The 21165-nt window shown below is 73.5% G+C and carries 21 protein-coding genes; 8 read left to right on the plus strand and 13 right to left on the minus strand.

The features are described from left to right. Positions 1-13: 13 nt before the first annotated feature. Positions 14-760 (minus strand): HAD family hydrolase, encoded by a 747-nt coding sequence (locus tag ACN28C_RS20050; protein WP_422769065.1) that lies wholly within the window; start codon positions 758-760, stop codon positions 14-16. A 129-nt stretch (positions 761-889) separates the two neighbouring features. On the opposite strand from ACN28C_RS20050, the gene smpB reads away from it, so the two are divergent. From smpB to ACN28C_RS20070, 4 genes are all read left to right on the plus strand, one after another. Next, positions 890-1408, plus strand: a complete 519-nt coding sequence (smpB, locus tag ACN28C_RS20055; protein WP_422769066.1) for an SsrA-binding protein SmpB — start codon at positions 890-892, stop codon at positions 1406-1408. A 129-nt stretch (positions 1409-1537) separates the two neighbouring features. After that, the gene (locus ACN28C_RS20060; RefSeq protein WP_422769067.1) at positions 1538-2782 is read left to right on the plus strand and encodes an SGNH/GDSL hydrolase family protein; all 1245 of its coding nucleotides are present in this window, start codon (positions 1538-1540) and stop codon (positions 2780-2782) included. A gap of 130 nt (positions 2783-2912) precedes the next feature. After that, the gene (locus tag ACN28C_RS20065; protein ID WP_422769068.1) at positions 2913-3914 is read left to right on the plus strand and encodes a twin-arginine translocation signal domain-containing protein; all 1002 of its coding nucleotides are present in this window, start codon (positions 2913-2915) and stop codon (positions 3912-3914) included. Between the two features lie 97 nt (positions 3915-4011). After that, positions 4012-4299: a hypothetical protein gene (locus ACN28C_RS20070; protein ID WP_422769069.1), complete on the plus strand. Its 288-nt coding sequence runs from the start codon at positions 4012-4014 to the stop codon at positions 4297-4299. A gap of 37 nt (positions 4300-4336) precedes the next feature. On the opposite strand, the gene ACN28C_RS20075 is transcribed toward ACN28C_RS20070, so the two are convergent. From ACN28C_RS20075 to ACN28C_RS20130, 12 genes are all read right to left on the minus strand, one after another. Beyond that, the gene (locus ACN28C_RS20075; protein WP_422769070.1) at positions 4337-6124 is read right to left on the minus strand and encodes a metallophosphoesterase family protein; all 1788 of its coding nucleotides are present in this window, start codon (positions 6122-6124) and stop codon (positions 4337-4339) included. A gap of 91 nt (positions 6125-6215) precedes the next feature. Further along, positions 6216-6815, minus strand: a complete 600-nt coding sequence (locus tag ACN28C_RS20080; protein ID WP_422769071.1) for a hypothetical protein — start codon at positions 6813-6815, stop codon at positions 6216-6218. 48 nt (positions 6816-6863) lie between these two features. Further along, a complete protein-coding gene (locus tag ACN28C_RS20085; RefSeq protein WP_422769072.1) occupies positions 6864-7781 on the minus strand; it encodes a hypothetical protein in 918 nt (305 codons plus the stop codon). A gap of 22 nt (positions 7782-7803) precedes the next feature. After that, positions 7804-9090 (minus strand): MCE family protein, encoded by a 1287-nt coding sequence (locus ACN28C_RS20090; protein WP_422769073.1) that lies wholly within the window; start codon positions 9088-9090, stop codon positions 7804-7806. Beyond that, the gene (locus tag ACN28C_RS20095; protein WP_422769074.1) at positions 9087-10550 is read right to left on the minus strand and encodes an MCE family protein; all 1464 of its coding nucleotides are present in this window, start codon (positions 10548-10550) and stop codon (positions 9087-9089) included. Before ACN28C_RS20095 ends, ACN28C_RS20090 begins: the two co-directional genes overlap by 4 nt. After that, on the minus strand, positions 10547-11800 hold the full coding sequence (locus tag ACN28C_RS20100; protein ID WP_422769075.1) for an MCE family protein: 1254 nt from the start codon (positions 11798-11800) through the stop codon (positions 10547-10549). The genes ACN28C_RS20095 and ACN28C_RS20100 overlap by 4 nt, the downstream gene beginning before the upstream one ends. Beyond that, on the minus strand, positions 11800-12783 hold the full coding sequence (locus ACN28C_RS20105; protein ID WP_422769076.1) for an MCE family protein: 984 nt from the start codon (positions 12781-12783) through the stop codon (positions 11800-11802). The genes ACN28C_RS20100 and ACN28C_RS20105 overlap by 1 nt, the downstream gene beginning before the upstream one ends. Beyond that, complete coding sequence (locus ACN28C_RS20110) at positions 12780-13814, minus strand: MCE family protein (protein ID WP_422769077.1); 1035 nt, start codon at positions 13812-13814, stop codon at positions 12780-12782. Before ACN28C_RS20110 ends, ACN28C_RS20105 begins: the two co-directional genes overlap by 4 nt. Positions 13815-13840: 26 nt before the next feature. Continuing rightward, the gene (locus ACN28C_RS20115) at positions 13841-15187 is read right to left on the minus strand and encodes an MCE family protein (protein ID WP_422769078.1); all 1347 of its coding nucleotides are present in this window, start codon (positions 15185-15187) and stop codon (positions 13841-13843) included. 4 nt (positions 15188-15191) lie between these two features. Further along, the gene (locus tag ACN28C_RS20120) at positions 15192-15995 is read right to left on the minus strand and encodes an MlaE family ABC transporter permease (protein WP_422769079.1); all 804 of its coding nucleotides are present in this window, start codon (positions 15993-15995) and stop codon (positions 15192-15194) included. A 1-nt stretch (position 15996) separates the two neighbouring features. Beyond that, positions 15997-16791 (minus strand): MlaE family ABC transporter permease, encoded by a 795-nt coding sequence (locus tag ACN28C_RS20125; RefSeq protein ID WP_422769080.1) that lies wholly within the window; start codon positions 16789-16791, stop codon positions 15997-15999. Beyond that, the gene (locus ACN28C_RS20130; RefSeq protein ID WP_422769081.1) at positions 16788-17768 is read right to left on the minus strand and encodes an ABC transporter ATP-binding protein; all 981 of its coding nucleotides are present in this window, start codon (positions 17766-17768) and stop codon (positions 16788-16790) included. The genes ACN28C_RS20125 and ACN28C_RS20130 overlap by 4 nt, the downstream gene beginning before the upstream one ends. A 249-nt stretch (positions 17769-18017) precedes the next feature. Between ACN28C_RS20130 and ACN28C_RS20135 the strand changes: the two genes are divergently transcribed. The 4 genes from ACN28C_RS20135 (at position 18018) to ACN28C_RS20150 (ending at position 21154) form a co-directional block, all read left to right on the plus strand. Continuing rightward, positions 18018-18932, plus strand: coding sequence for an LLM class flavin-dependent oxidoreductase (locus tag ACN28C_RS20135; protein ID WP_422769082.1), 915 nt, complete (start codon positions 18018-18020; stop codon positions 18930-18932). A gap of 218 nt (positions 18933-19150) precedes the next feature. Beyond that, positions 19151-19729 carry an RNA polymerase sigma factor ShbA gene (gene shbA, locus ACN28C_RS20140; RefSeq protein ID WP_422769083.1) on the plus strand — a complete coding sequence of 193 codons (579 nt, stop codon included), beginning with the start codon at positions 19151-19153 and terminating at the stop codon, positions 19727-19729. Beyond that, the gene (locus ACN28C_RS20145; protein ID WP_422769084.1) at positions 19726-20772 is read left to right on the plus strand and encodes a hypothetical protein; all 1047 of its coding nucleotides are present in this window, start codon (positions 19726-19728) and stop codon (positions 20770-20772) included. The genes shbA and ACN28C_RS20145 overlap by 4 nt, the downstream gene beginning before the upstream one ends. Positions 20773-20965: 193 nt before the next feature. Next, complete coding sequence (locus tag ACN28C_RS20150; protein WP_422769085.1) at positions 20966-21154, plus strand: hypothetical protein; 189 nt, start codon at positions 20966-20968, stop codon at positions 21152-21154. Positions 21155-21165: the final 11 nt, after the last annotated feature.

Consider the following 21165-nt stretch of genomic DNA (forward strand, 5'->3'; position numbering starts at 1 on the left):
CGGGGAGCCGGGTTCACCGGGCGGACCCGGCGAGCCTGTCGTCGCCGGCCTGCGGTGTCCGCAGCCGGTCCGGCAGGTCGAAGAGCGAGTCGAGCCGGCGGTCGTCCGGCACCGGTGCCCGGCGCTGCGGGTCGATGAGGTACGCCGGGATCCCGGCCCGCTCCGGACCGACGAAATCGGGCCCGTAGGTGTCGCCGACGAAGACGGCCGCCTCGGCGTCGATGCCGAGGGCGTCGAGTGCGGCGGCGTAGATCCGGGGGTGTGGCTTGCGCCAGCCCAGCTCGACGGAGGTGATCACGACGTCGAAGCAGGGCGCCAGGCCCATCGCCGCGAGATGGCCCGGCACCAGGTCCGGTTGGTGGGTGTTGGAGACGACGGCCAGCCGGTGGTCGCGGCGCAGCTCGCGGACGAGATCCGGAACGCCGGCCGGGTGGTGCACGCCGGTGTTCCACTCCCGGAGATACTCGGTGACGAACGCGTCGACCTCCGCCGGGGCCGGGTGCCGGCCCAGGACGTCGGCGAGGAAGACCGTGCCGACCTCGGTCATCGAGAACTCGCGGTCGTCCTCGTCGCTGCGCAGGTCGAAGCCGGTCATCGTCTGCGACCAGGCCGCCAGGAATCCGGGGTAGTCCAGCGCGGCACCGAGTCGCCGGAGCAGTCCGTGCGAGCCCGGGTAGCCCTGCTCGGTGCGGCTGGCCGAGTAGTCGACCAGGGTGCCGAAGAAGTCGAAGAGGATGTGGCTGGGGCGGGTCGGCGGCATCGGGGCATTGTCCCACCCGGCGCCGAGGCGGACCGCGTGCGGAGTGGCACGCCCGCCGAAACTGGTCGGGCCGGATCCCGCAGGCCGCGTATAGTCTGGCTGCCCGGCGCGGGTCGGGCGGCCCGGCGGATGCCGGGTCCGGACACCGGGGAGGTCGTCGCGGCCAGGGAGACGGAGCGCAGACTCGTCGCCTCGAACCGGAAGGCGCGGCACGAGTACGCGCTCCTGAAGACGTACGAGGCGGGGCTCGTGCTGCGCGGCACCGAGGTCAAGTCGCTGCGCGCCGGCCACGCCTCGCTGGTGGACGCGTTCGCCCAGGAGCGGGACGGCGAACTCTGGCTCTACGGGCTGCACATCGCGGAGTACGCCTACGGGACCTGGACCAACCACCAGCCCCGGCGGATGCGGAAGCTGCTGCTGCGCAGAGTGGAGATCGCCAGGATCCTGGACCGGATCCGCGAGCCCGGGCTGACGCTGGTGCCGATGTCGCTCTACTTCGCGGGCGGCTGGGCAAAGGTCGAGCTCGCTGTCGCGCGCGGCAGACGCTCGTACGACAAGCGCCAGGCCCTGGCCGAGCGGGACGCGAACCGGGAGATCGCCCGCGAGCTGGGCCGGCACCTCAAGGGCGCGTCGCCCCGCGCTCGTTAGCGCCGGAAGCACCGCCGGGCCGGTCCAACCCTATATTTGTCCCGGGATGTCTGTCCGGCCGGCAGCCGGCCGCACGGGAGCGGTCGCGGCAGCCGGCAGGAAGGCCGCGGTGCGAGCCGGAGGTGGTCGTTGTCCAGCGCGGTGACGGTGCGAGGGGCCGCCGCCGAGGCCGTCGCGGGCACGCCCCCGGGGGCCGAACGCTGGGCCGTGAGCTGGACGTCGACGCCGCAGCAGGCCGCGCCGGAGCAGTTGCCGCCGGCACCCTTCATCTGGGGCGGCGGGGTGCTGGCCGACAGCACACTCCGGCAGACCATCCGGGTCTCGGTGCCGGGTGAGCGGATCCGGTTACGCCTCTCCAACGCGTTCGGCGGAGCACCGCTGCCGATCACCGCGGCCTCGGTGGCGCTGCCCGAGGGCGGCCGGGCCGGAGCCAGCGCGATCCGGCGGGACAGCGCATGCCCGGTGACCTTCAGCGGACGCTCCTCGGTGGTCGTGCCGGTCGGTGCGCACCTGGTCTCCGACCCGGTCGCCCTGCCCGTGGCGGCCCGCAGCAACCTGACGGTGTCGATCTATCTCGCGCAGGGCCAGGCCTCGCATCGGATCACCTCGCATCCCGGGTCCCGGACCACCTCGCACCTGCTGCCCGGCGACCACGCGACGGCTGCGGCGCTGCCCGGCGCCACTGCGGTCGAACACTGGTATTTCCTCAGCGGCCTGGAGGTGCCGGCCGGGCCCGCCACCAGGGTCGCGGCGGTGCTCGGCGACTCACTCACCGACGGGCGCGGCTCCACCACCGACGGGAACGACCGCTGGCCTGACCAGCTCGTCGACCGGCTGCACGCGTACGGCCCGACCGCGCACGTGGCGGTGGCGAACCAGGCCACCGGTGGCAACCGGGTGCTCGACGACGGGTTGGGGCCCAGCGCGCTGGCCCGACTGGATCGGGACGTGCTGGCGCAGAGCGGGGTCACCTGGCTGGTCGTCTTCGAGGGGGTCAACGACATCGGCACCGCCGAGCCCACCGAGGCGGCTCAGCGGGCGGTCGGCACCGACCTGGTCACCGCCTACGACCAGATCGTGACCCGGGCACACGCCCAGGGCATCCGGGTGTACGGAGCGACGCTGACCCCCTTCGGCGGCAGCGACTACGACGACCGGGCGGGCATCCGGGAAGCCACCCGCCAGGCGGTCAACGGATGGATCCGGGGCGGTGGCCGGTTCGATGGGGTGATCGACTTCGACGCGGCCGTCCGGGATCCGGTGAGCCCTCGCCACCTGCTGCCGATGGCCGACACCGGCGACCATCTGCACCTCAATCCGGCCGGCTACCGCCTGCTCGCCGACGCCGTGCCGGCCCGGCTCTTCGCGGGGTGATCCCTCCAGCCGGCGACGCCGGTGCGGTTCGCCGGCGCCGCCGTTCGGCGTGGCGTCTACCCGGCGTCGATCGGCTGTAGAGGTGCGCCTTCCTAAGCTCGCACCCGTAACGACGACGAAAGGGACCAGAATGAGTGCCACTTCGGGTGCGCGGCCGCCGCACATCAGCCGACGCGGACTGCTGACCGGAGCCGCCGCCACATCGGCAGCCGTGGCCGCGGGCGCCCTGCTGCCCGGACGGGCCTTCGCCCTCGACGGGGGCTGGACCGAGATCTCCGACGGCGGAATGACGACGAGCGCCCCAGCGGTGGTCGCCTTCAACGGAAACGACCACAATTTCATCCGCGGTCTCGACAACCGCATCTTCTGGAACTACCAGAGGAAGTGGGTGGAGGTCCCGGCCTACGCACCGGGCGATGCCGCGCCGCGAACCGAAGCGGCCCCCGCCGCCGTGGTGTACCAGGGCCAGATCTGGCTCTTCCACACCGGACAGAACCGAGCCGTCTACCACGCGACGTACAACGGTGTCGGTTGGTCTCGCTGGACGGAGACCAACAATTGGGGGAACGTTCACCCACAGCAGTCGGTCGCCGTGACCGTGCTCCCGAGCCGCCCGAACCAACTGTGGATCGCGCTCCGCCACAGCGACAACGGCAGCCTCTCCATCCAGCGTGTCATCGACGGCCGACCTCTCGGCCGGGCGAGCATACGGGACTGGAACAACGGCCACATCACGTCGCCAGATGCCCCCGCGATCGTGGCCGACCACCACGGCAACGTCATCGTGGCCAGCCGACTGCAGGACGGAAGGCTCAGGACGACGCGCATTCCGCAGGGCACGAACCTCGGAAGCGGCGGGTGGCCGTGGTTCACAAGCGGCATGTACGCGAACACGCAGCCCCACCTCTACGTGGCGGACAACAACAAGAGGGCCTATGCCGTTGTCCGCGGCCTTGACAACGGCATCTGGTTGGCGGACGCGTCAGGACCCGTTATCGGCGGATCGTGGAAGGTCACCAACGACCAGGTGATCGCATCCCCCGTGCTGGCTCACAGCATGAAGGGCCAGCGGCTGTACGCCGTCACCGCGAACCCGTACTCGCGAATCTTCTGGCGGTCTATCACGTTCTGACACCACCCTGGGCGTGGCTCCTCCGCCGGGGTCTCCGCCGATACTCCGTCAGGGTGGTGGGGCATGGAGCACGACGCCCGCGGGTATGGATCACGGCATGAGCGACGAGACCGGTGACCGGGTCGAGAACCGGGCCGCCCACCTGCTGCCGGAGGAACGGGCGGCGGGCAGTGACGACCCGGAGGCGCAGGCGGAGGCCGTCCTGGCCGAGTCCGACCGGCGCGAAGCGGGTGCGGTGGCGCTCGCCGAGTCCGACCCACGGACGGACGAATCCGAACGCCGGGTCGCCGAGGCGGCGGCGGCCCCCGACTCGTTCCTGGAGCGGCGCACCTCCCAGCAGACCGTCACCCCGGAGCCATCGGACACCCCGGAGCCACCGGACTGACCGAAGCCGGACCCGGCGGCGCCACCGGGCAACGGGGTCAGCCCAACGGGAACTCGTCGAAGAGCAGGGCGGGGGAGTCCGGGTCCCGGGTGTCGAAGCGGTAGGAGCGGACCACTCCGGCCGCTGAGTCGAGGATTGAGAAGACCGTGATGTCGTTGCTCGCCACATAGGGCAGGGGGGCACCGGTCGGCCCGGTCAGCGGCGCGACCGTCGGCACGACCGGGGTCAGCCCGCCCGGATCACCCTGCCGGACGCTCTCCGGTCCCTCCGGCAGGACGCGCGCGGCCCCGGACGACACGTCGTACGCGCCGTAGCTGTTGCCGACGTTCGAGGTCTCCAGCCAGTTGACCCCGGCCGGGTTGCGGAACCGGTTCCACAGGTGCGCGTGACCGTTGTGCACCAGGTGCACCCCGGTGGCGGAGAAGAGCGGTTCGAGGTCGCGCAGGATGTGGTCGTCGGCGAGCGGATAGGCGTACCGGACGGCCGTTATCTTCCCGGTCTCCGGGTCGCGCGTGACGGTGGGCACCGGGTCGGTGTATGCCGGAGCGGAGTTCTCCCCGAGCCCGTGGCTGGGATGGTGGAACATCACCACCCGGAACCGCGCCGCGCGGGCCTCGGCAGAGGTCAGCTCCCGGGCCAACCAGCGGTACTGGGCGGAGTCCCGGTGCACCGGCTCGAAGAGGAACTGGCCGTGCCCCCACCGCTCCGGGTGGTCCAGATCGGCCACGTCCTCCTGGAACTTGCCGCGCCCGACCGGCACGTGCGGCCGCCAGATCGAGGTGACGAAGAGCGTCACCAGGTGCACGTCCCCGATCGTCCGGGACCACCAGCGAGGGCCGCCCGAGGCGCTGCGCGGATGGGGGAACAACTCCTCGTACGTCGTGACGTCCCAGGACCGCCGCGCGAGTTCGACCTCTTCCGGGCCGTCCGGGTCGCCCGCCCCACCGGGCCCGCCCGGTCCCCCCGACCCGTCCGGCCCGACCCGCCCGGCGGATCGTTCCGCTCGCCACCGCTCGCGGGCCAGCTCTCTGGGCTGCGGGTCGTGGAACTGGCTCTCCAGGCTGGCGGTCCCGGACCACCGACCCATCACCTCGTGGTTGCCGAGCGCCGGGAAGAGCGGGGTGTGCTGGAGCAGCGGCGCGCCTCGATAGGTCCGTCCGGCGATCGGTGTCCGGGCCCGACCGGTCATCGCGGCGAAGAAGGCGGGACCGGTGCCGGCGTCGAACCAGTCGCTGGCCCGGTCCGCGACGTTGACCATGTCGCCGGCCATCAGCACCCCGTCCAGCCGTACCCCGACGGTCTCGGCCACCATCTCCAGGTTGGCCGGCGTCATCGCCTTGAGCTGATGGTCGCTGGTGAGCAGCAGCCGCACCCCGGCCCCGGCCGGTGCCGCCGGGGCGAGCGAGTACGCCGCCGTGACGGTCGCCCGCCCGCCACCGTCCAGCGCCACCACCCGGTACGGCGTACGCCCCGGCGGCAGCCCGGTGACCCGGACCAGGTGCCGGTACACCGGGCGGCGGGTCACCGCCGGGTAGCTCCGGCCGGGCAGCCGGGAATCGGCGTCCTCCCTGGTCCGGGAGAGCGGACGGGTCTGCGCGGGGAAGCGCCGCCAACCCGGCCCGGACGGCTGCCCGCCGGTCGCCGCGTCCCGGGCCTGCCGGGGCGACATCGCGGTCACCTCGGCGCCGACCAGCACGTACTGGCCGGCGCCCGGCTCCTCGGTGTGCCAGGCGACGTACACCCCGGTCGGGTCCGGGTCGAGCAGGTAGGGTTCGCAGAGCAGCGGCGCGGGCTCCGCGGGCGGGGCCGGTTGATCTTCTGTCATCGCGGACAGTCAACCACCCGTCCCCGGACCGCCGCCGGCCGGAGTCGGGCGGACGACACCCCTTCCGGCGGGTCGGGCGGAGGTCGCCGGGTCAGATCGCGGTGGCCCTGGCCACCTTCCACTCGCCGCCGACCCGGTGCATCTCGAGGACCACCCGGTTCTGGTCGACCTTCTCTCCGTCGGTGTTGGCGTTGCGGCGGTACTGGTTCAGATAGAGCAGCAGCTCGACCTCTGCCGACCCGGCCCGGATCACCCCGCTGGCGGAGACCTCGGCGAGCACCACCGCCTGTTCCGAGACGGCGGTCGACTTCAGCGCCGAGGTGGTCTCGGCATATTCGTCGGCGAAGGGGCCGGTCACGAAGGCCCGCCCATTCGCCACGCTGGCATCGAAGCTGCGGTAGTCGTAGGAGAAGATCGCCTTCGCGGCCGGGCCGGCGGTGGCGAGCGCCTGCCGTACCGCGACATCGCGCTGCTCCGCCCGGTGGTGGGCGTCCCAGGCGGTGCCGGCCGCGGCGGCGGCGAGCACGGTGGCGACCGCGAGGGCCAGGTGCAGGCGGCTGCCGGCGTACCGGCGGGGCGGCGCGGCGGCATCGCCGGCCGGCTGCTGCGCACCGTCGACCGGCGGCGCGTCGGCGGTACGACGCCGGGGGCGGCGCAGGCGTCGGGCGAGTGCGGCGACGGGCGATTGCATCGAAGCTCCCTTTCTCGACTCTTCGCTGAACCTCTTCGACTCTTCGCGTCAACCGACGAACTGGAGTTGGGAGACCAGCCAGGTGTCGGAGTCGCCTTCCCGGGTCAGGTCGACCTGGATCCGGTAGTGCGCGGGCCGGCCGTCCGGGGCGTTCACGTTCCTGACCGTCGCGTCCATCGCCACCAGCACCACCGCGTGCCGGCGGTCCCCGGAGAGCAGGGCGGCGCGCAGCACCGTGCCGGTCGACTCGACCTTGTTCTCCAGCACCGCGGAGCGCACCTTGGCCTGGCCCCGGACGAACTCCTCCTTGAACTCCCCGGTGGCACCGGCCGTGATCCGCTGGAGATCGCTGTCCACGCTCGAGGCGCTGATCGAGACGAAGTTGACAGTCGTCTGCCGCGCGGCGGCCAGGGCCCGGGAGTGGGCCTGCTCGACCGTCCGGTCCTGCCACCACTGCGAGCCGAAGACCCCGGCCAGGGCGAGTGCGATCGCGAGCGTGGCGGCGAGCGCGATCGTGGTGCCGTGCCGCCGGGCCGGCACCTCCCGTCGCTCCGGCGCCGACTCGCCGCCGGTGTCCGATTCGTCGGTGCTCGATCCGTTCTCGGCCGCTCCCGAGTCGGCCGCTCCCGAGTCGGCCGGTTCCGAGTCGGCCGCTCCCGAGTCGGCCGGTCTCGAGCCGGCCGGTCCGGTGTCGGCGGGCCCGGTGTCGGCCGGTTCCTGGTCGAGGGTCTTCAGGAACGTCTCCACGGCGTCCTTGTCGGCCGGCATCCGGCGCGTGACGGCCCGCCGAGTCGGCGTCGCTCGTCCGCCCCGGCCCGTCCGCCGCGCCTCCGCCGGCGACCGGCGTGCGCCGGGCACCGTCTCCCGCTCCTCGGCGGAGGGCTGCCGGGGCGCGGCGGGCGGGATCGGATCCGTCCCGGAGGTGTCCTTCACCAGTTTCAACCTGCGTTCCTCACCGCTGCGCATCGGTCGGCTCCTCGGAAATCGGTCACGGCGCGAGGCCGGCGAGTAGGAGTTGCTTCCAGGACTGGTCGCCGGCGAGCCGGTACTGCCCGCCGGTCGAGCCGAACGCCAGCGGGGTGCCGCCGGGACCCAGCGCGACACCGGTCGCCGGGTCGTAGCCGACGACCGTGGCCGGGGAGAGCGGCGTGCCGTCCGCGTCCGGGGCGTCCGGCTCGGGCGGCGGTGCCGGCCCCGGGGAGGGCGGCGGCGGGTCGGTGCCGCCGGGGCGGGGTGCCGCCGCGTTGCCCCGCACGCTGGAGCCGCGCCCGGTCTCTCCCGCCGTGCACCGGGTCGAGCCGTGGTAGACGCAGGCCGGCGGGTCGGCGACGTTCAGCACGAGTCCGAAGTGCACGGTGCCGTCGCCGGGTGTGACGGTGTAGGCGCCGTCGACCACCAGCGGATAGACGACGAGCAGGTGCTCGATGCCGGGCAGCCGCCGCGCGGCCACCCCGTTCACCGCGACCAGGTTGCCCAGCAGGGTGCCGATCGACGGGTCCAGGTCGTGCAGCAGCCCGACGAGTTCGGTCGCGGCGGGCGGACCGTCGGCGAGGATCCGCCGCAGGTCCGGGTCGGCGGCCCGGACCGTCTCGGCGAGCCGGGCCAGCCCGTCCGCCCAGCGACGCAGTGCGGCGGCGGACTCCTGCTGGGTACGCAGCACCGTCCGCCCGTCCCGGATCAGCGTCACCGTCTCCGGCAGCCGTACGGTCGCCTCCGCCAGCAGCGCGCCACTCGCGTCGAGGATCCGGCGCAGCGCGTCCTCGTTGCCCTCGAAGGCGACGCCCAGCTCGTCGATCACCACCGCCAGGTCGTCCGGGTCGATCGACCGGACCAGCGCGTCGAGGTTGGCCAGCAGGGTCTCCGGGGCCAGCGGGACACCGGTCCGGCCCCGGGGGATCACCGCGCCGTCCCGCAGGTAGGGGCCGGTGTCCCGGTCGGGGCGCAGGTCGACGTACTGCTCGCCGACGGCGGAGCGCTGCGACACCACCGCCCGCAGGTCGGTCGGGACCCGTACCCCCCGATCCAGCCGGAGCCCGACCCGGACCGCCCCGGCGTGCAGGTCGACCGACTCGACCTGGCCGACCGGCACGCCCCGGTAGCTGACCGGCGCGTTCGGGAAGATGCCGCCGGCCTCGGCGAAGTCCGCGAGCACCAGATAGCCGCGCCCGAGCAGCCGGTCACCGAGCCCGACGTAGCGGACCGCGACGTAACTGATCCCGAGCACGCTGACGACGAGGAAGGCGAGCACCTGGAGCCGGGCCGTACGTCCGATCATCTGTCCAGCCCTCCGCCCAGGATGTCGAGCAGCCCACCCGTGCGGCCGTTGGTCGACCCGTCCGGCGGCGGCAGCAGGCAGCCGGGGGAGAGGATGGTGCCCACCGGCAGCTTGGTGCCGGGCGGGAAGATGGTGCCCGGCGGCACCACGCCGCCCGGCGGCAGCAGCCCGCCCGGCGGCAGCAGCGTCCCGGGGCGGAGCAGCTTGCAGTCCGGCGGCAGCGTGCACTCGGGCAGCAGCGGCGGCAGCCAGTCGATCGGCAGCAGCCCGCCGACCGGCAGGCAGATCGGGGGGAGTACGCCGGGCAGCAGCGGCCCGACCCCGCCCGGCCGGTCCTCGTCGCCGGAGCCGCCCGGCCGCTGCCCGCCGCCGGTCGCACCGGGCCGGTTGCCGCCGGTGCTCCCTCCGGACGAGGTGCCGCCGCGCTGCTGCGGCGGCGTCGCCACCGGCTTGGCGGAGAAGAGGTTCGCCAGGATGGCGGCGGCGTCCAGGTCGGCGGTGACCGAGAGGTTGATGTAGTCGCCGACGATCGCCCCGGTCACGTTCGGCGGGAACGGGTACGAGAGCATGAAGTCCAGCGACTTCGGCAGCGCGTCGCCGGCCCGGACGAGCTGGTCGAGGATCGGTTGCAGCGCGCGTACGCTCGCCACCAGGTCGTCGCCGCTCTCGGTGACCACCCGGGTCCCGACCCGGCCCAGTTCGCCCAGGGCGGTCACCGCGTCGCTGAGCTGCTCGCGCTGCTCGGCAAGGACGCCGAGCCCGGGGTCGAGCGCGGTGAGCGCGTCACCGATCACGGCCCGCTGCCGGGCCAGCCGGTCGGTCAGCCGGTCGAGCGCGTCGACCGCCCGCACCAGGTCGGCCTTCTGCCCGTCGAGCCCGGCCACGAAGGTGTCCAACTCGCGCAGCGCGTCCCGGGCGGCCGGCTCCCGTCCCTCCAGCGCCGCCGCGAGCTCCTGGTTGATCGTCTTGAGCTGGGCCAGCCCGCCGCCGTTGAGTAGCAGTCCGAGCGCGGCGAGCACCTCCTCCACCTCGGCCGACCGCTTCGTCCGGGCCAGCGGGATGACGGCGTCGTCGCGGAGTTGCCCGGCGGGTGGCTCGGTGACCGGGGCGGCCAGCGCCACGTACTTCTCGCCGAGCAGGCTGGTCTGCCGTACGGCGGCGGTGGCGTTGTCGGGGAGCGTCACCGCGCGGTCGATCCGGAGCCGGACCCGGGCGGTCCAGCCGCGCAGCGAGATCTCCTCGACGCTGCCCACCGTGACGTCGTTGACCTTGACGGCCGCCTGCGGCACCAGGTCGAGCACGTCGGTGAACTCCGCGGTGACCCGGTATGCCGGGCCGTTCGGCGCGCCGCCGGGCAGCGGCAGGTCGGCCAGGTCCGGCACCGTGCAGCCGGTCATCCCGACCGCCGTCACGACCGACACGGCCGCCAGCGCCGGTCCGTGCCGGCGGGCCCGGCTCATCGGGCACCTCGCAGGATGCCGCCGAGGGTGCGGTCGAGCGAGATTCCCGGGCCCGGCGCCCCGGGCGACGTGCCGGCGGCCGGGTCGTCGCCGGCCGGCGACTGCGGTGCGGCCGGCTCCGCATCGGCGGCGGGTGGCAGGTTGAGCAGCCCGCGCAGCTCCTCGGGGAGCGGAAGCCGCTTGAGTTGCAGGGTCTCGGCCAGCTCGAAGCAGCGTTTCGGCACCTTCGGCGCCGGCAGGGCGTCGGCCAGCGCCGCGCAGGCGTAGGCGGCCGGGTCGTACGGGCCGAGCAGGTTGGCCCGGGTGTCCAGGGTGCCGGACCGGGCGTTGTAGGCCAGGTGCAGGTTGGAGAGGGTCAGCGGCGCCACGTCCAGGATCCTGATCAGTGCCTTCTGCTGCCGGACCAGCACGTTCGTCACGTCGGCCAGCGCCTCCACGTTGGATGTCAGCAGGGCGCGGTTGTCCCGGACGAAGCGGGTGACCTCGCCCAGCGCGGCACCGAGGTTGCGCAGCGCCGCCGCCAGGTCGTCCCGTTCGGCGGCGAGCTGCTCGGCCACGTCGGCGAGCTGCGCGTTGAACGCCCGCACCTGCTGGTCGCTGCGGGCCAGCGCGGTGGTGAACCGTTGCAGGTTCGCCACCGTGCCGAAGAGGTCCTGCCGGCCGTCGGCGAGGGTCTCCAGGGCCTGGGAGAGCCCGTCCAGGGTGTCGTGCAGCTCGTCGCCGTTGCCGGCCAGGTTCGCCCGCGCGGTGCCGAGCAGGTCGTCCAGCGCACCGTTCGCGTTGGCGCCGTCCGGCCCGAGCGCCCGGTTGAACTCGTCGAGGGCCCGGTAGATGTCGTCGATCTCCATCGGCGCCATCGTCCGCTCCACCGGCAGCTCCGCGCCGTCGGCGAGCCGGGCGCCGCCGGTGTAGGCCGGGGTGAGCTGGACATATCTGTCGCTGACCAGGCTGGGCGGCACGATCACCGCCGAGGCGTCGGCCGGGATCTCGTGCCGGGCGTCGTAGCGTAGCTCCATCCGGACGGTACGCCCGGCCGGCTCGATCGAGACGACCTCGCCGACCCGCACCCCCAGCACCCGTACGTCAGAGCCGGGATGGACGCCGACCGCCCGGGTGAAGTGCGCGACGAGGCGGTGCTGCGGCGTACCCGGGCGCAGCACCACGAACGCGGCCGCGGCGGTCACCGCCACGGTCACCCCGGCGGCGAGCAGTGCCCGGCGGCGGCTCGGGGCGGCGATGAGTCGGCGCATCAGCGACCTCCCGTCGGCACGTACGGCTGGAGCAGCCCGCGCAGGTACGAGTCGAACCACCGGCCGTTGCCCAGCAGGTTGGTGAAGGCGTCCAGGAACGGGCCCATGGTCTGCAGGGTCCGCTCCAGGTCGTCGCGGTTGCGTTGCAGGATCGACACCACCCCGCGTAACTGCCGCAGCGTCGGCTCCAGGGTGTTGCGGTTGTCGGCGACCAGCCCGGAGAGCTGCGCCGAGAGGTCCCGGGTGCCGACCAGCAGCGCGTGGATCGCGTCCCGCCGCCGACTCACCTCCGCCAGCAGCGCGGCGCCGTCGGCGACGAGCAGGCGGAACTCCTCGTCCCGGTCGGCGAGCACCCCGGTGACACTCCGGGCCCGCTCCAGCAGCTCGCGCAGCTCGGCGTCCCGGCTGGCGACCGTGCGGGAGAGCCGGGAGAGCCCGTCCAGCGAGGCACGCACGCTGCCGGGCGTGTCCGCGAAGGTCTCCGCCAGCGTGCTGAAGGCGGTCGCCAACCGCGCGCTGTCGATCTCGTCCAGCGTGCCGGCGAGCCCGGTGACTGCCTGCATCACGTCGAACGGCGACGCGGTCCGGTCGAGCGGGATCTCCGCATACTCCGGCAGCCGGCCCGGCCCGGCCGGCGCCAGCGCCAGGTATTTCTGGCCGAGCACGGTCTTGATCCGGATGGTCGCGCCGGTCTCGCCGCCGAGCCGCAGCTCGTCGTCGTCGACCCGGAACCCCACCCGGACGTACGGGACGCTGCCGTCGCGGGCCAGCGCCACCTCGGTCACCTCGCCGACGCGTACCCCGGCGACCCGGACCTCGTTCCCCTCGGCCAGGCCGCTGGCGTCCCGGAACGCCGCCGCGTACCGCCGGTCGCCGAGCGCGCCGAGGTCGTCCAGCCGGAACGCCACCAGCAGCAGGCCGGTCAGCACCACCAGCCCGAACGCACCGACGGCGACGAGATTTCGCTCCCGAAAGGGTTTCACCGGGCACCTCCGGAGCCGGCGCAGCGGGCGGCGGTGGAGCTGAACGTCGCCGGGTTGACGTCCTGCCCGCCGAGGGTCAGCGTGCCGTCGAAGTCGCAGACGAAGAGGTTGAGCCACGAGCCGTGCGAGGCGACCCGGGTCAGCGCCTCGTAGCGGTCCGGGAGCCGGCCGAGCGTGCCGTCGATGACCGCCGCGTTCCGGTTGAGGGTGTCGGCCAGCTCGCCGAGCTCGGTCACGTCGGCGGCGAGCGCCGGCCGGGCGTCGGCGAGCAGCGCGGCGGTGCTGCCGGTGAGCGTGCCGAGGTTGACCAGGGCGGCCCCGATCGCCTCGCGGTCGGCGGCGAGCCCGGAGACGAACTGCTGCAACGATCGGACCGTCCGGTCGAGTTCGGCGTCCCGGGATTCCAGGGTGGCCAGCACCGCGTTGAGGTTGGTCACCACCCGGCCGATCACGGCGTCCCGGTCGGCGAGGGTGTTGGTAAGCGAGGCGGTGTGCGCCAGCAGGCTGGAGACCGTACCGCCCTCACCCTGGAGCACCTGGATGATCTCGTACGCCAGCCTGTTGACGTCCGCCGGGCTCAGCGCGGTGAAGAGCGGCCGGAAGCCGTTGAAGAGGGTGGTCAGGTCGAGCGCCGGAGTGGTCTGGGTGAGTGGGATCAGCCCGTCCGGCGGCAGTGGCGCCCCCCGGCCGGGGCCCTCGGCCAGCGCGACGTACCGCTGGCCGATCAGGTTACGGTAGCGGACCGTGGCTCGCACCGTGCTGCGCAGCGGCACCTCCTCGGTCAGCGTCAACCGGACCTCGGCGACGCTGTCCTGCACCACCCGGATCGTGTCGACCTGACCGACCCGCACCCCGGCGATCCGGACGTCGTCGCCGGGCAGCAGGCCGGTCACGTCGGTGAACCGGGCCCGGTAGCTGGTGCCGCCGAACGAGAACGACCCGAGCGCCTCACCGAGCATGCCGGTGAGCAGCAGCGTCAGCACGGCGAACACCACCAGCTTGACCAGCGGCCCGACCGGGACCCGTGCCATGCTTCCTCCGCGCTGTCCCCACCGGGTCATCGGACGTTCACCACCGCTCCGCGCAGCAGCGGACCCCAGAGCAGGACGGCGATGTCCGGCACCTCCACCGGTAGGGTGCCGGTGGCCGCCCCGATGATCGGTTCGAGCAGGTTCCGCTCCTCCTCGGTGCCGGCCGAGCCCATCGACGGCGGGTTGCCGGCGGCGGGCGCGCCGGAGCCGGCGGCGGCCGGCGTACCGGCGGGTGGCCTGCCGACCGGGAGCCTGATGGGGCCGGGGCGGGAGCCGCCGTGGTCGTAGCCGTCCTCGACCCGCACCTCCGGGGCCGGCGGCGTCGGGTCCGGCAGCTCCCGGCACTGCGGCCCGGTCCGGGCGCCGTAAACCGGATCGTCCCGGCCGGGCTGGTAGGCGCCGTTGTCCCTGGTGATCTCCAGGTTGACGTGCATCCGACCGTTCCGGAACACCTCCTCGACCGCCGGCTGCACCCCGACCAGCCCCTGCATCAGGCAGGGATATTCCGGTGCGTAGGCGGCCAGCAGCTCCAGCACCGGCCGGCCGAGCTGACCGAGCCGGATCACCTGGTCGCCGTGCCGGTCCAGGAAGAGCCGGGTCACGTCGGCGGCATCGGTGGTCTCGGCGAGGAAGGCGGCGAGCTGGGCCTGCTGGTTCGCCACGGTCCGCGCGGTCGGGGTGACGTCGCGGAGGATGGCGAGCAGGTCGGGCAGGGCGGCGTCGTAGGAGTCCAGCACGGCCGCGAGGCGTCGGACGTCCTCGGTCAGCGCCGGCAGTTCGGGGTTGAGTTCGGTGAGGTAGCGGTCGAGCGTCTCCAGGGTCTCCCCGAGCTGCTCGCCGCGCCCGTCCAGCGCGGTGGCGAGCGCGGCCAGGGTGCTGGCCAGCGTGTCCGGCCGGATCGACTGGAGCAGCGGCAGCGCCTCGTCCAGCACCCGTTCCAGCTCGACCCCGTTGCGGCTGCGGTCCTGGCTGATCACCGCACCGTCGCGCAGCGGACCGGCGGTCGAGCCGGTCGGCGGGGGGACCAGCGCCACGTACCGCTCGCCGAAGAGTGTCTTCGGCAGCAGCCGCGCGGTCACGTCGGCGGGGACGTGGCCGATCAGCGCCGGGTCGAGGGCGAGCCGCAGCCGGGCCTGGCTGCCGTCGCTGCCGATCTCGCGTACCTCGCCGACCGGCACGCCGCGCAGCTTCACCTCGGCGCCGGGGCTGAGCTGCATCCCGGTCTGTGCCGTGTGCAGGGTCACCCAGGCGACCGGGGTGAAGACCTTGCGGTATTGCAGCACGGCCAGGCAGAGCGCCGCGCCGAGCACCGCCACGAAGACGATGCCGAGGACGCGCCGGCCCAGCGGTGTACCGCGATCGACGCCGATCATCCGTTCACCCCGCGATCCGTACGGTCGTGGTCGCGCCCCAGATGGCGAGCGACAGGAAGAAGTCGACGATGTTGATCGCCACGATGGCGGTGCGCACCGCCCGGCCCACCGCCACCCCGACGCCGGCCGGCCCGCCGCTGGCGGTGTAGCCGTAGTGGCAGTGCACCAGCACGACGATCACGCTGAAGACCAGCACCTTGCCGAAGGACCAGAGCACGTCCTCCGGGGGCAGGAAGAGGTGGAAGTAGTAGTCGTAGGTGCCGGCCGACTGCCCGAAGTAGTAGACCGCGATGGAGCGGGTGGCGAGATAGCTGGAGAGCAGCCCGACCACGTAGAGCGGGATGACCGCGACGAAGCCGGCGATCATGCGGGTGGTGACCAGGAACGGCAGCGAGGGGACGCCCATCACCTCCAGGGCGTCGACCTCCTCGGAGATCCGCATCGCGCCGAGCTGGGCGGTGAAGCCGGAGCCGACCGTCGCCGAGAGCGCCAGCCCGGCGACCAGCGGCGCGATCTCCCGGGTGTTGAAGTAGGCCGAGATGAACCCGGTGAAGGCGCTGCTGCCGAGCTGGTCCAGCGCCTGGTAGCCCTGGAGCCCCACCTCGGTGCCGGTGAAGAAGGTGAGGAAGCAGATCACCCCGACCGTGCCGCCGGCCACCGCCAGCGCGCCCCGACCGAAGCTGATCTCGGCGAGCAGGCGCACCACCTCGCGGCGGTAGCGGCGCAGCGCCCGCGGGGTCCAGGCGAAGACCCGCAGGTAGAACGCGAGTTGCCCGCCGAGGTTGTCCAGGGTACGCAGCACCGGCATCTCACATCCCCCGCTGCGGCACGAGCTGGAAGTAGACGGCGGTGATGACGAAGTTGAGCGCGAAGAGCAGCATGAAGGTCAGCACGACACTGCGGTTGACCGCGTCGCCGACCCCCTTCGGCCCGCCCCGCGCCGTCATCCCGTGATACGACGCGACAAGCGCGGCGACTCCGCCGAAGAGCACCGCCTTGATCTCGCCGACCGCCAGGTCGGAGAGCTGCCCGAGGGCCTGGAAACTCGCCAGGTACGCCCCCGGCGTCCCGCCCTGCATCACGACGTTGAAGAAATAGCCGCCGGCCACCCCGACGACGCTGACCAGCCCGTTGAGGAGCGCGGCGACCAGTGCGGCGGCGACGATCCGGGGTGCGACCAGCCGGTGCAGCGGGTCGATCCCGAGCACCTCCATCGCGTCCAGCTCCTCGCGGATCTTGCGGGCGCCGAGGTCGGCGCAGATCGCCGAGCCGCCCGCCCCGGCGATGATCAGGGCGGTGACGATCGGGCTCGCCTCGCGTACCACGGCCAGTACGCTGGTGGCGCCGGTGAAGGACTGGGCGCCGAGCTGGCGTACCAGGGAGCCGAGCTGCAGCGCGATCACCGCGCCGAACGGGATCGCCACCAGCGCGGCCGGCAGGATCGAGACCGAGCTGAGAAACCACGCCTGCTGGACGAACTCGCGGACCTGGAACGGCCGGCGGCCCAGCCCACGCAGCGCGTCGAGGCAGAACGCGAAGAAGTGCCCGGAGCCGCGCAGCCCCGCCGTCACCGGCCCGCCCCGGGTGCTGCCCGGCCCGGTCACCGGAGCACCTCCTCGGGAGGCCGCTGCCAGGCGCTGGTCCGCGCGCCGTCGAAGGAGCCGGGCGGCGGCGCGACGCCGTTCTCCTCGCACCACCGGCCCGGCGGCTGCTCCGCCCGGCGCGGCTGCCCGTCGGAGGGGGCGAGCTGGAGCGGTATCGGCGGCAGCGGCGGCAGCTCGATCCCGGCCTCGGCCTCGGCCCGCAGCTCGTCGGTGTCCTTCTCCTCGGACATCCCGATCGGGCCGATCCGCTGCGCGTTGAGGAACTGCCGCACCACCGGCTCGGTGCTGGAGAGCAGCATCTCGCGCGGCCCGAACATGGCGAGGTGACCGTGGTAGATCAGCCCGATGTTGTCCGGCACCGTCCGGGCGGTGTTGATGTCGTGCGTGACGATCAGGAAGGTCGCGCCGGTCTGCTGGTTGAGGTCGATGATGAGCTGGTTGAGGTAGGCGGTGCGGACCGGGTCGAGCCCGGAGTCGGGCTCGTCGAAGAGGATGATCTGCGGATCGAGCACCAGGGCCCGGGCCAGCCCGGCCCGCTTGCGCATCCCGCCGGAGATCTGACCCGGCAGCTTCCGCTCGGCGCCGAGCAGCCCGACCATCTCCAGCTTCTCCTGCACGATCTGCCGGATCTCGGACTCCGGCCGGCGGGTGTGCTCGCGCAGCGGGAACGCGACGTTGTCGTAGATGGTCATCGAGCCGAAGAGGGCGCCGTCCTGGAAGAGCACCCCGAAGAGCTTGCGGACCTGGTAGAGCGCGCGCTCGGAGAGCCGGGGGAGGTCCCGACCCTCGATCCAGATCGACCCCCGGTCCGGCTTCAGCAGCCCGACCAGCGTCTTGAGGAAGACCGACTTGCCGGTGCCGGAGGGGCCGAGCAGCACCGAGATCTCGCCCGCCGGCAGGGTCAGACTCACGTCGGACCAGACCGGTTGACCGCCGAAGGACTTGGTCAGCCCTTCGACGCGTACCTCGACGCCCATCCGCACACCTGCCCGCCCGCAGCTCCCGGCGGACCACTCCGTCCACCGCCGTCTCTGATGGACATCGCGGCCGGGGCGCCGGGCGTAACAGGGATCATCGGTAATTCTTCGATTACTTTCCCGGTTGACCACAAGTCAGGTTGAGGTTGCAGGCTCCGTTCGTGGCGGCCGGCGACTGGCGGCTGGTAACTGTCAGCTGTCAGCTGTCAGCTGTCAGCTGGCGGCTGGCGGCGGAGAGGATGAGAGCAGATGGCCATAATCGGCGTTGGCGTGATCCTGCCCACGGTCGCGGTGCAGCACGCAGAAGGGCTGGATCTGCCGGGCGCGGCACGGCACGCCGAGGATCTGGGCTTCGACAGCGTCTGGCACGGTGACCACCTGGCGATCGGGAGGCCGACCCTGGACTGCGCCGTCGCCCTGGCCGCCGCGGCCGCCGCCACCCGGCGGATCCGCATCGGCGCCAGCGTCTTCGTCCCGGCGATGCGCCCCCTTGCCTGGGCCGCGAAGCAGATCGCCAGCCTGCAACACGTCTCGGGAGGCAGGCTGATCCTGGGCATCGGATCGGGCGGCGGGCCGACACAGTGGGCTGCCGCAGGCGTCACGTACGCAGCGCGTGGCCGTCGCACCGACACCGCGCTGGAACTGCTGCCCCGGCTGCTCGCAGGCGAACCGGTCCAGCTTCCGGACGAGCCGGACCAACCCGTCGTCCAGCTCGCCCCGGCGGTGTCGCGGCCACCCTTCTGGGTCGGCAATGCCTCCCCGGTCGCCATCCGCCGCGCGGCCCGATACGGCGACGGCTGGTTTCCCTCCCTCGTACCGGCCGGCGAGCTCGCCGACGCCGCGTCCCGGCTCAGGGAACGCGCCAGCGCTCGCCTGCGGCCGACCCCGAGCATCGCGATCGGCGCTGCCGGAGCCATCGGCTCCGGCAGCGGCACACCTACCAGGGAGGAGATCGCCGCACAGGTGTCCAGGGCGTACGGCATGCCGTACGAACGTGCCGCCACCATCCCGATCACCGGAACGCCGCAGGAGGCCGCAGAACGACTCGCCGCGTATCAGCGGGCGGGAGCGCGCCACCTCGTCATGGGCTTCTCCGGGGGAGCCTGGCGGCAACAGTGCGAACTTCTCGCCCACGCCCGCTCTCTGCTCGACGACGCACCGTAGTACCCCCTTCGCCATCGACGCACGGCGCGCCTGCGGGAGCAGGTGGTGAACGACGGTCGGGCGGTCAATCCCGGTACGCTGCCGCCACCCGTTACGGCATTGATCGTCCCCCGCCGGTGGTGCGATGACGGGACTGCCGATACGGTGCGGTAACCCGCCGGTAACCGCAGCGCGGTGCCGGACGAAGGTGTGGCCCCGACGAAGGTGCGACCCCATAGATGACCACAGCACCCGAGACAGATCTCGTCGCAAGGGCGGCTCGACGCGACCCCGAGGCGACGGCGGAACTGCTCACCGAGGTCCGCCCCGGCCTGGTCCGCTACTGCCGGGCCCGACTCGGCCGGATCGGTGGCGCGTACGCCACCGCCGACGACGTGGCCCAGGAGGTCTGCCTGGCGGTCCTCCGGGCGCTGCCCCGCTATCGGGACGAGGGCCGGCCGTTCTCCGCCTTCCTCTACGGCATCGCGGCGCACAAGGTCGCCGACGCCCAGCGCGCCGCCATCCGGAACTCGGCCGTCACGGCCGACGGCCCCGTGCCGGACGGGCCGGACGCCGAGCCCGGCCCCGAGCAGCAGGCGGTGGCGACCGACCTCGCTCGCCGGCTCTCCGCGCTGCTGGCCCGGCTGCCTGAGTTGCACCGGGAGATCGTGCTGCTCCGGGTCGCGGTCGGCCTCACCGCCGACGAGGTCGGGATCATCGTGGGAATGTCCGCTGCCGCCGTCCGGGTGACCCAGTCCCGTGCCCTGGCCCGGCTCCGTGTGCTCGCCGGCACCGCCCTGGACGAGGTCGCCGCATGAGTACGCTGCGAGGCGGAGTGGACGACGACGGCATGGGTGAGCGGACCGACGGCGTGCCGGGCCGGGCCGACGAGCCGCCTGGCACGGATCCGGCTGGCACAGATCTGGCTGGCGTCGATCCGGCTGGTATCGATCCGGCTGTGCTGCTCGCCGAGGACCGGCTGCTCGACGCGCTGGGCCGGGGCGAGCCGGCGCCGGCCGGAGATCCGCTGGCCGGGCTCTTCTCGGCCTGGCGGGCGGACCTGGACGCCGACCCACCGGAGACCGCCGACGAAACGGTGCTGGTCCGGGCCGCGCTGATCGCGGAGCGGCCGAGCCCGTCGCCCCGATCCGGTGTCGCCGCCGGCCAGTTTCGACGTCACGGCTCCGGCGTGCGGCTCCGGCCCGGCGTACCCGGTGCGCGGCGCCGGGCGGAGGTCGGGCCGGCGGCCCGGCGGAGTGGCCGCGCGGCTGCGGTCCGCCGGCTCGTTCTCTCCACCGCGGCGGCGGTGGTCGCGACGGCCCTGCTCGGGCTCGGCGTCAACCACGCCGGGCCGAGCAGTCCGCTCTGGCCGGTCGCGGCGGCGGTCTATCCGGACCGGTCTGCGGTACGCGCCGCCGAGCACACCATCGAACTCGCCCGAGCGGCGGTGGCGGCGCAGCGGTATGACGACGCGCGCCGGGAACTGGCTCGGGCCGACCGTCAGGTCGCCGAGATTCCCGACCGGGCGGAGGCGGGGCGGCTGCGCGGCGAGATCGCCCGGATCCGGATCGGCCTGCCCGGCGCCGGGCAGGCGTCGGAGCCGCCCGTTGGGGAACGGTCCGCGCCGGCCCGCCCCGATCCGGCGACACCCGCCCGGGAGAGCACACCCACCCCGGCGCGTACCGGGGGCGCCGCGCCGGCGCCGACCGGGCGGCCCGGTCCGGCCCGGTCCACGCCGAGCCCGTCCGCCAAGCAGGTACTGCCGCTGCCGGTACCCGTCCTGCCGTCGCTGCTGCCGTCGGGGCTCCCCCTGCTGCCCAGCGGCGGCTGCGTCCTGCTCTGCCCGCGCCCGCCGGACTGACGGCACTGCCGTTGCCGCCCGCCCCCGGACCGACCGCGACGTGCCGCCGGTCCGCTGGGCCGGCGGAGGTGGCGGAGCCGGCCCAGACCGGTACGGCCGCCGCCGGGGGGTCGCAAGCTGCCCGGCGGCCGGCGGAATTCTGGAACGCGGGACGGAGTTGCTGACACTGACGGGGAGAACCGAAGGAGTCGTGATGAGTCTGGGCAGGCCGGAGGCGGAGTCAGCGGCGGCGGGGCCGGTCACCGGACCGGGCGGACCGGGCGTACCGGACGCGGAACCGGTCGCACCGGCGGAGCCGGGGCCACCGCCTGCGGTGCCGGGGCTGGTGATGCTCGTCACGACCGAGGACGCCCCGGTCTGCTCGGACGGCACCTGCCTTTAGCGCGAGGAGAG

The sequence above is a fragment of the Plantactinospora sp. WMMC1484 genome (genome assembly GCF_049315195.1).
GTDB lineage: Bacteria > Actinomycetota > Actinomycetes > Mycobacteriales > Micromonosporaceae > Plantactinospora.

Bases quoted from the DNA above. Each gene is read 5' to 3' on its own strand.
- ACN28C_RS20145 (WP_422769084.1), top strand. From the start codon at position 19,726: ATGAGTACGCTGCGAGGCGGAGTGGACGACGACGGCATGGGTGAGCGG.
- ACN28C_RS20090 (WP_422769073.1), bottom strand. From the start codon at position 9,090: ATGATCGGACGTACGGCCCGGCTCCAGGTGCTCGCCTTCCTCGTCGTC.
- ACN28C_RS20135 (WP_422769082.1), top strand. From the start codon at position 18,018: ATGGCCATAATCGGCGTTGGCGTGATCCTGCCCACGGTCGCGGTGCAG.
- ACN28C_RS20100 (WP_422769075.1), bottom strand. From the start codon at position 11,800: ATGCGCCGACTCATCGCCGCCCCGAGCCGCCGCCGGGCACTGCTCGCC.
- ACN28C_RS20115 (WP_422769078.1), bottom strand. From the start codon at position 15,187: ATGATCGGCGTCGATCGCGGTACACCGCTGGGCCGGCGCGTCCTCGGC.
- ACN28C_RS20075 (WP_422769070.1), bottom strand. From the start codon at position 6,124: ATGACAGAAGATCAACCGGCCCCGCCCGCGGAGCCCGCGCCGCTGCTC.
- ACN28C_RS20150 (WP_422769085.1), top strand. From the start codon at position 20,966: ATGAGTCTGGGCAGGCCGGAGGCGGAGTCAGCGGCGGCGGGGCCGGTC.
- ACN28C_RS20095 (WP_422769074.1), bottom strand. From the start codon at position 10,550: ATGAGCCGGGCCCGCCGGCACGGACCGGCGCTGGCGGCCGTGTCGGTC.
- ACN28C_RS20065 (WP_422769068.1), top strand. From the start codon at position 2,913: ATGAGTGCCACTTCGGGTGCGCGGCCGCCGCACATCAGCCGACGCGGA.
- smpB (WP_422769066.1), top strand. From the start codon at position 890: ATGCCGGGTCCGGACACCGGGGAGGTCGTCGCGGCCAGGGAGACGGAG.
- ACN28C_RS20070 (WP_422769069.1), top strand. From the start codon at position 4,012: ATGAGCGACGAGACCGGTGACCGGGTCGAGAACCGGGCCGCCCACCTG.
- ACN28C_RS20120 (WP_422769079.1), bottom strand. From the start codon at position 15,995: ATGCCGGTGCTGCGTACCCTGGACAACCTCGGCGGGCAACTCGCGTTC.
- ACN28C_RS20085 (WP_422769072.1), bottom strand. From the start codon at position 7,781: ATGCGCAGCGGTGAGGAACGCAGGTTGAAACTGGTGAAGGACACCTCC.
- shbA (WP_422769083.1), top strand. From the start codon at position 19,151: ATGACCACAGCACCCGAGACAGATCTCGTCGCAAGGGCGGCTCGACGC.
- ACN28C_RS20130 (WP_422769081.1), bottom strand. From the start codon at position 17,768: ATGGGCGTCGAGGTACGCGTCGAAGGGCTGACCAAGTCCTTCGGCGGT.
- ACN28C_RS20050 (WP_422769065.1), bottom strand. From the start codon at position 760: ATGCCGCCGACCCGCCCCAGCCACATCCTCTTCGACTTCTTCGGCACC.
- ACN28C_RS20080 (WP_422769071.1), bottom strand. From the start codon at position 6,815: ATGCAATCGCCCGTCGCCGCACTCGCCCGACGCCTGCGCCGCCCCCGG.
- ACN28C_RS20110 (WP_422769077.1), bottom strand. From the start codon at position 13,814: ATGGCACGGGTCCCGGTCGGGCCGCTGGTCAAGCTGGTGGTGTTCGCC.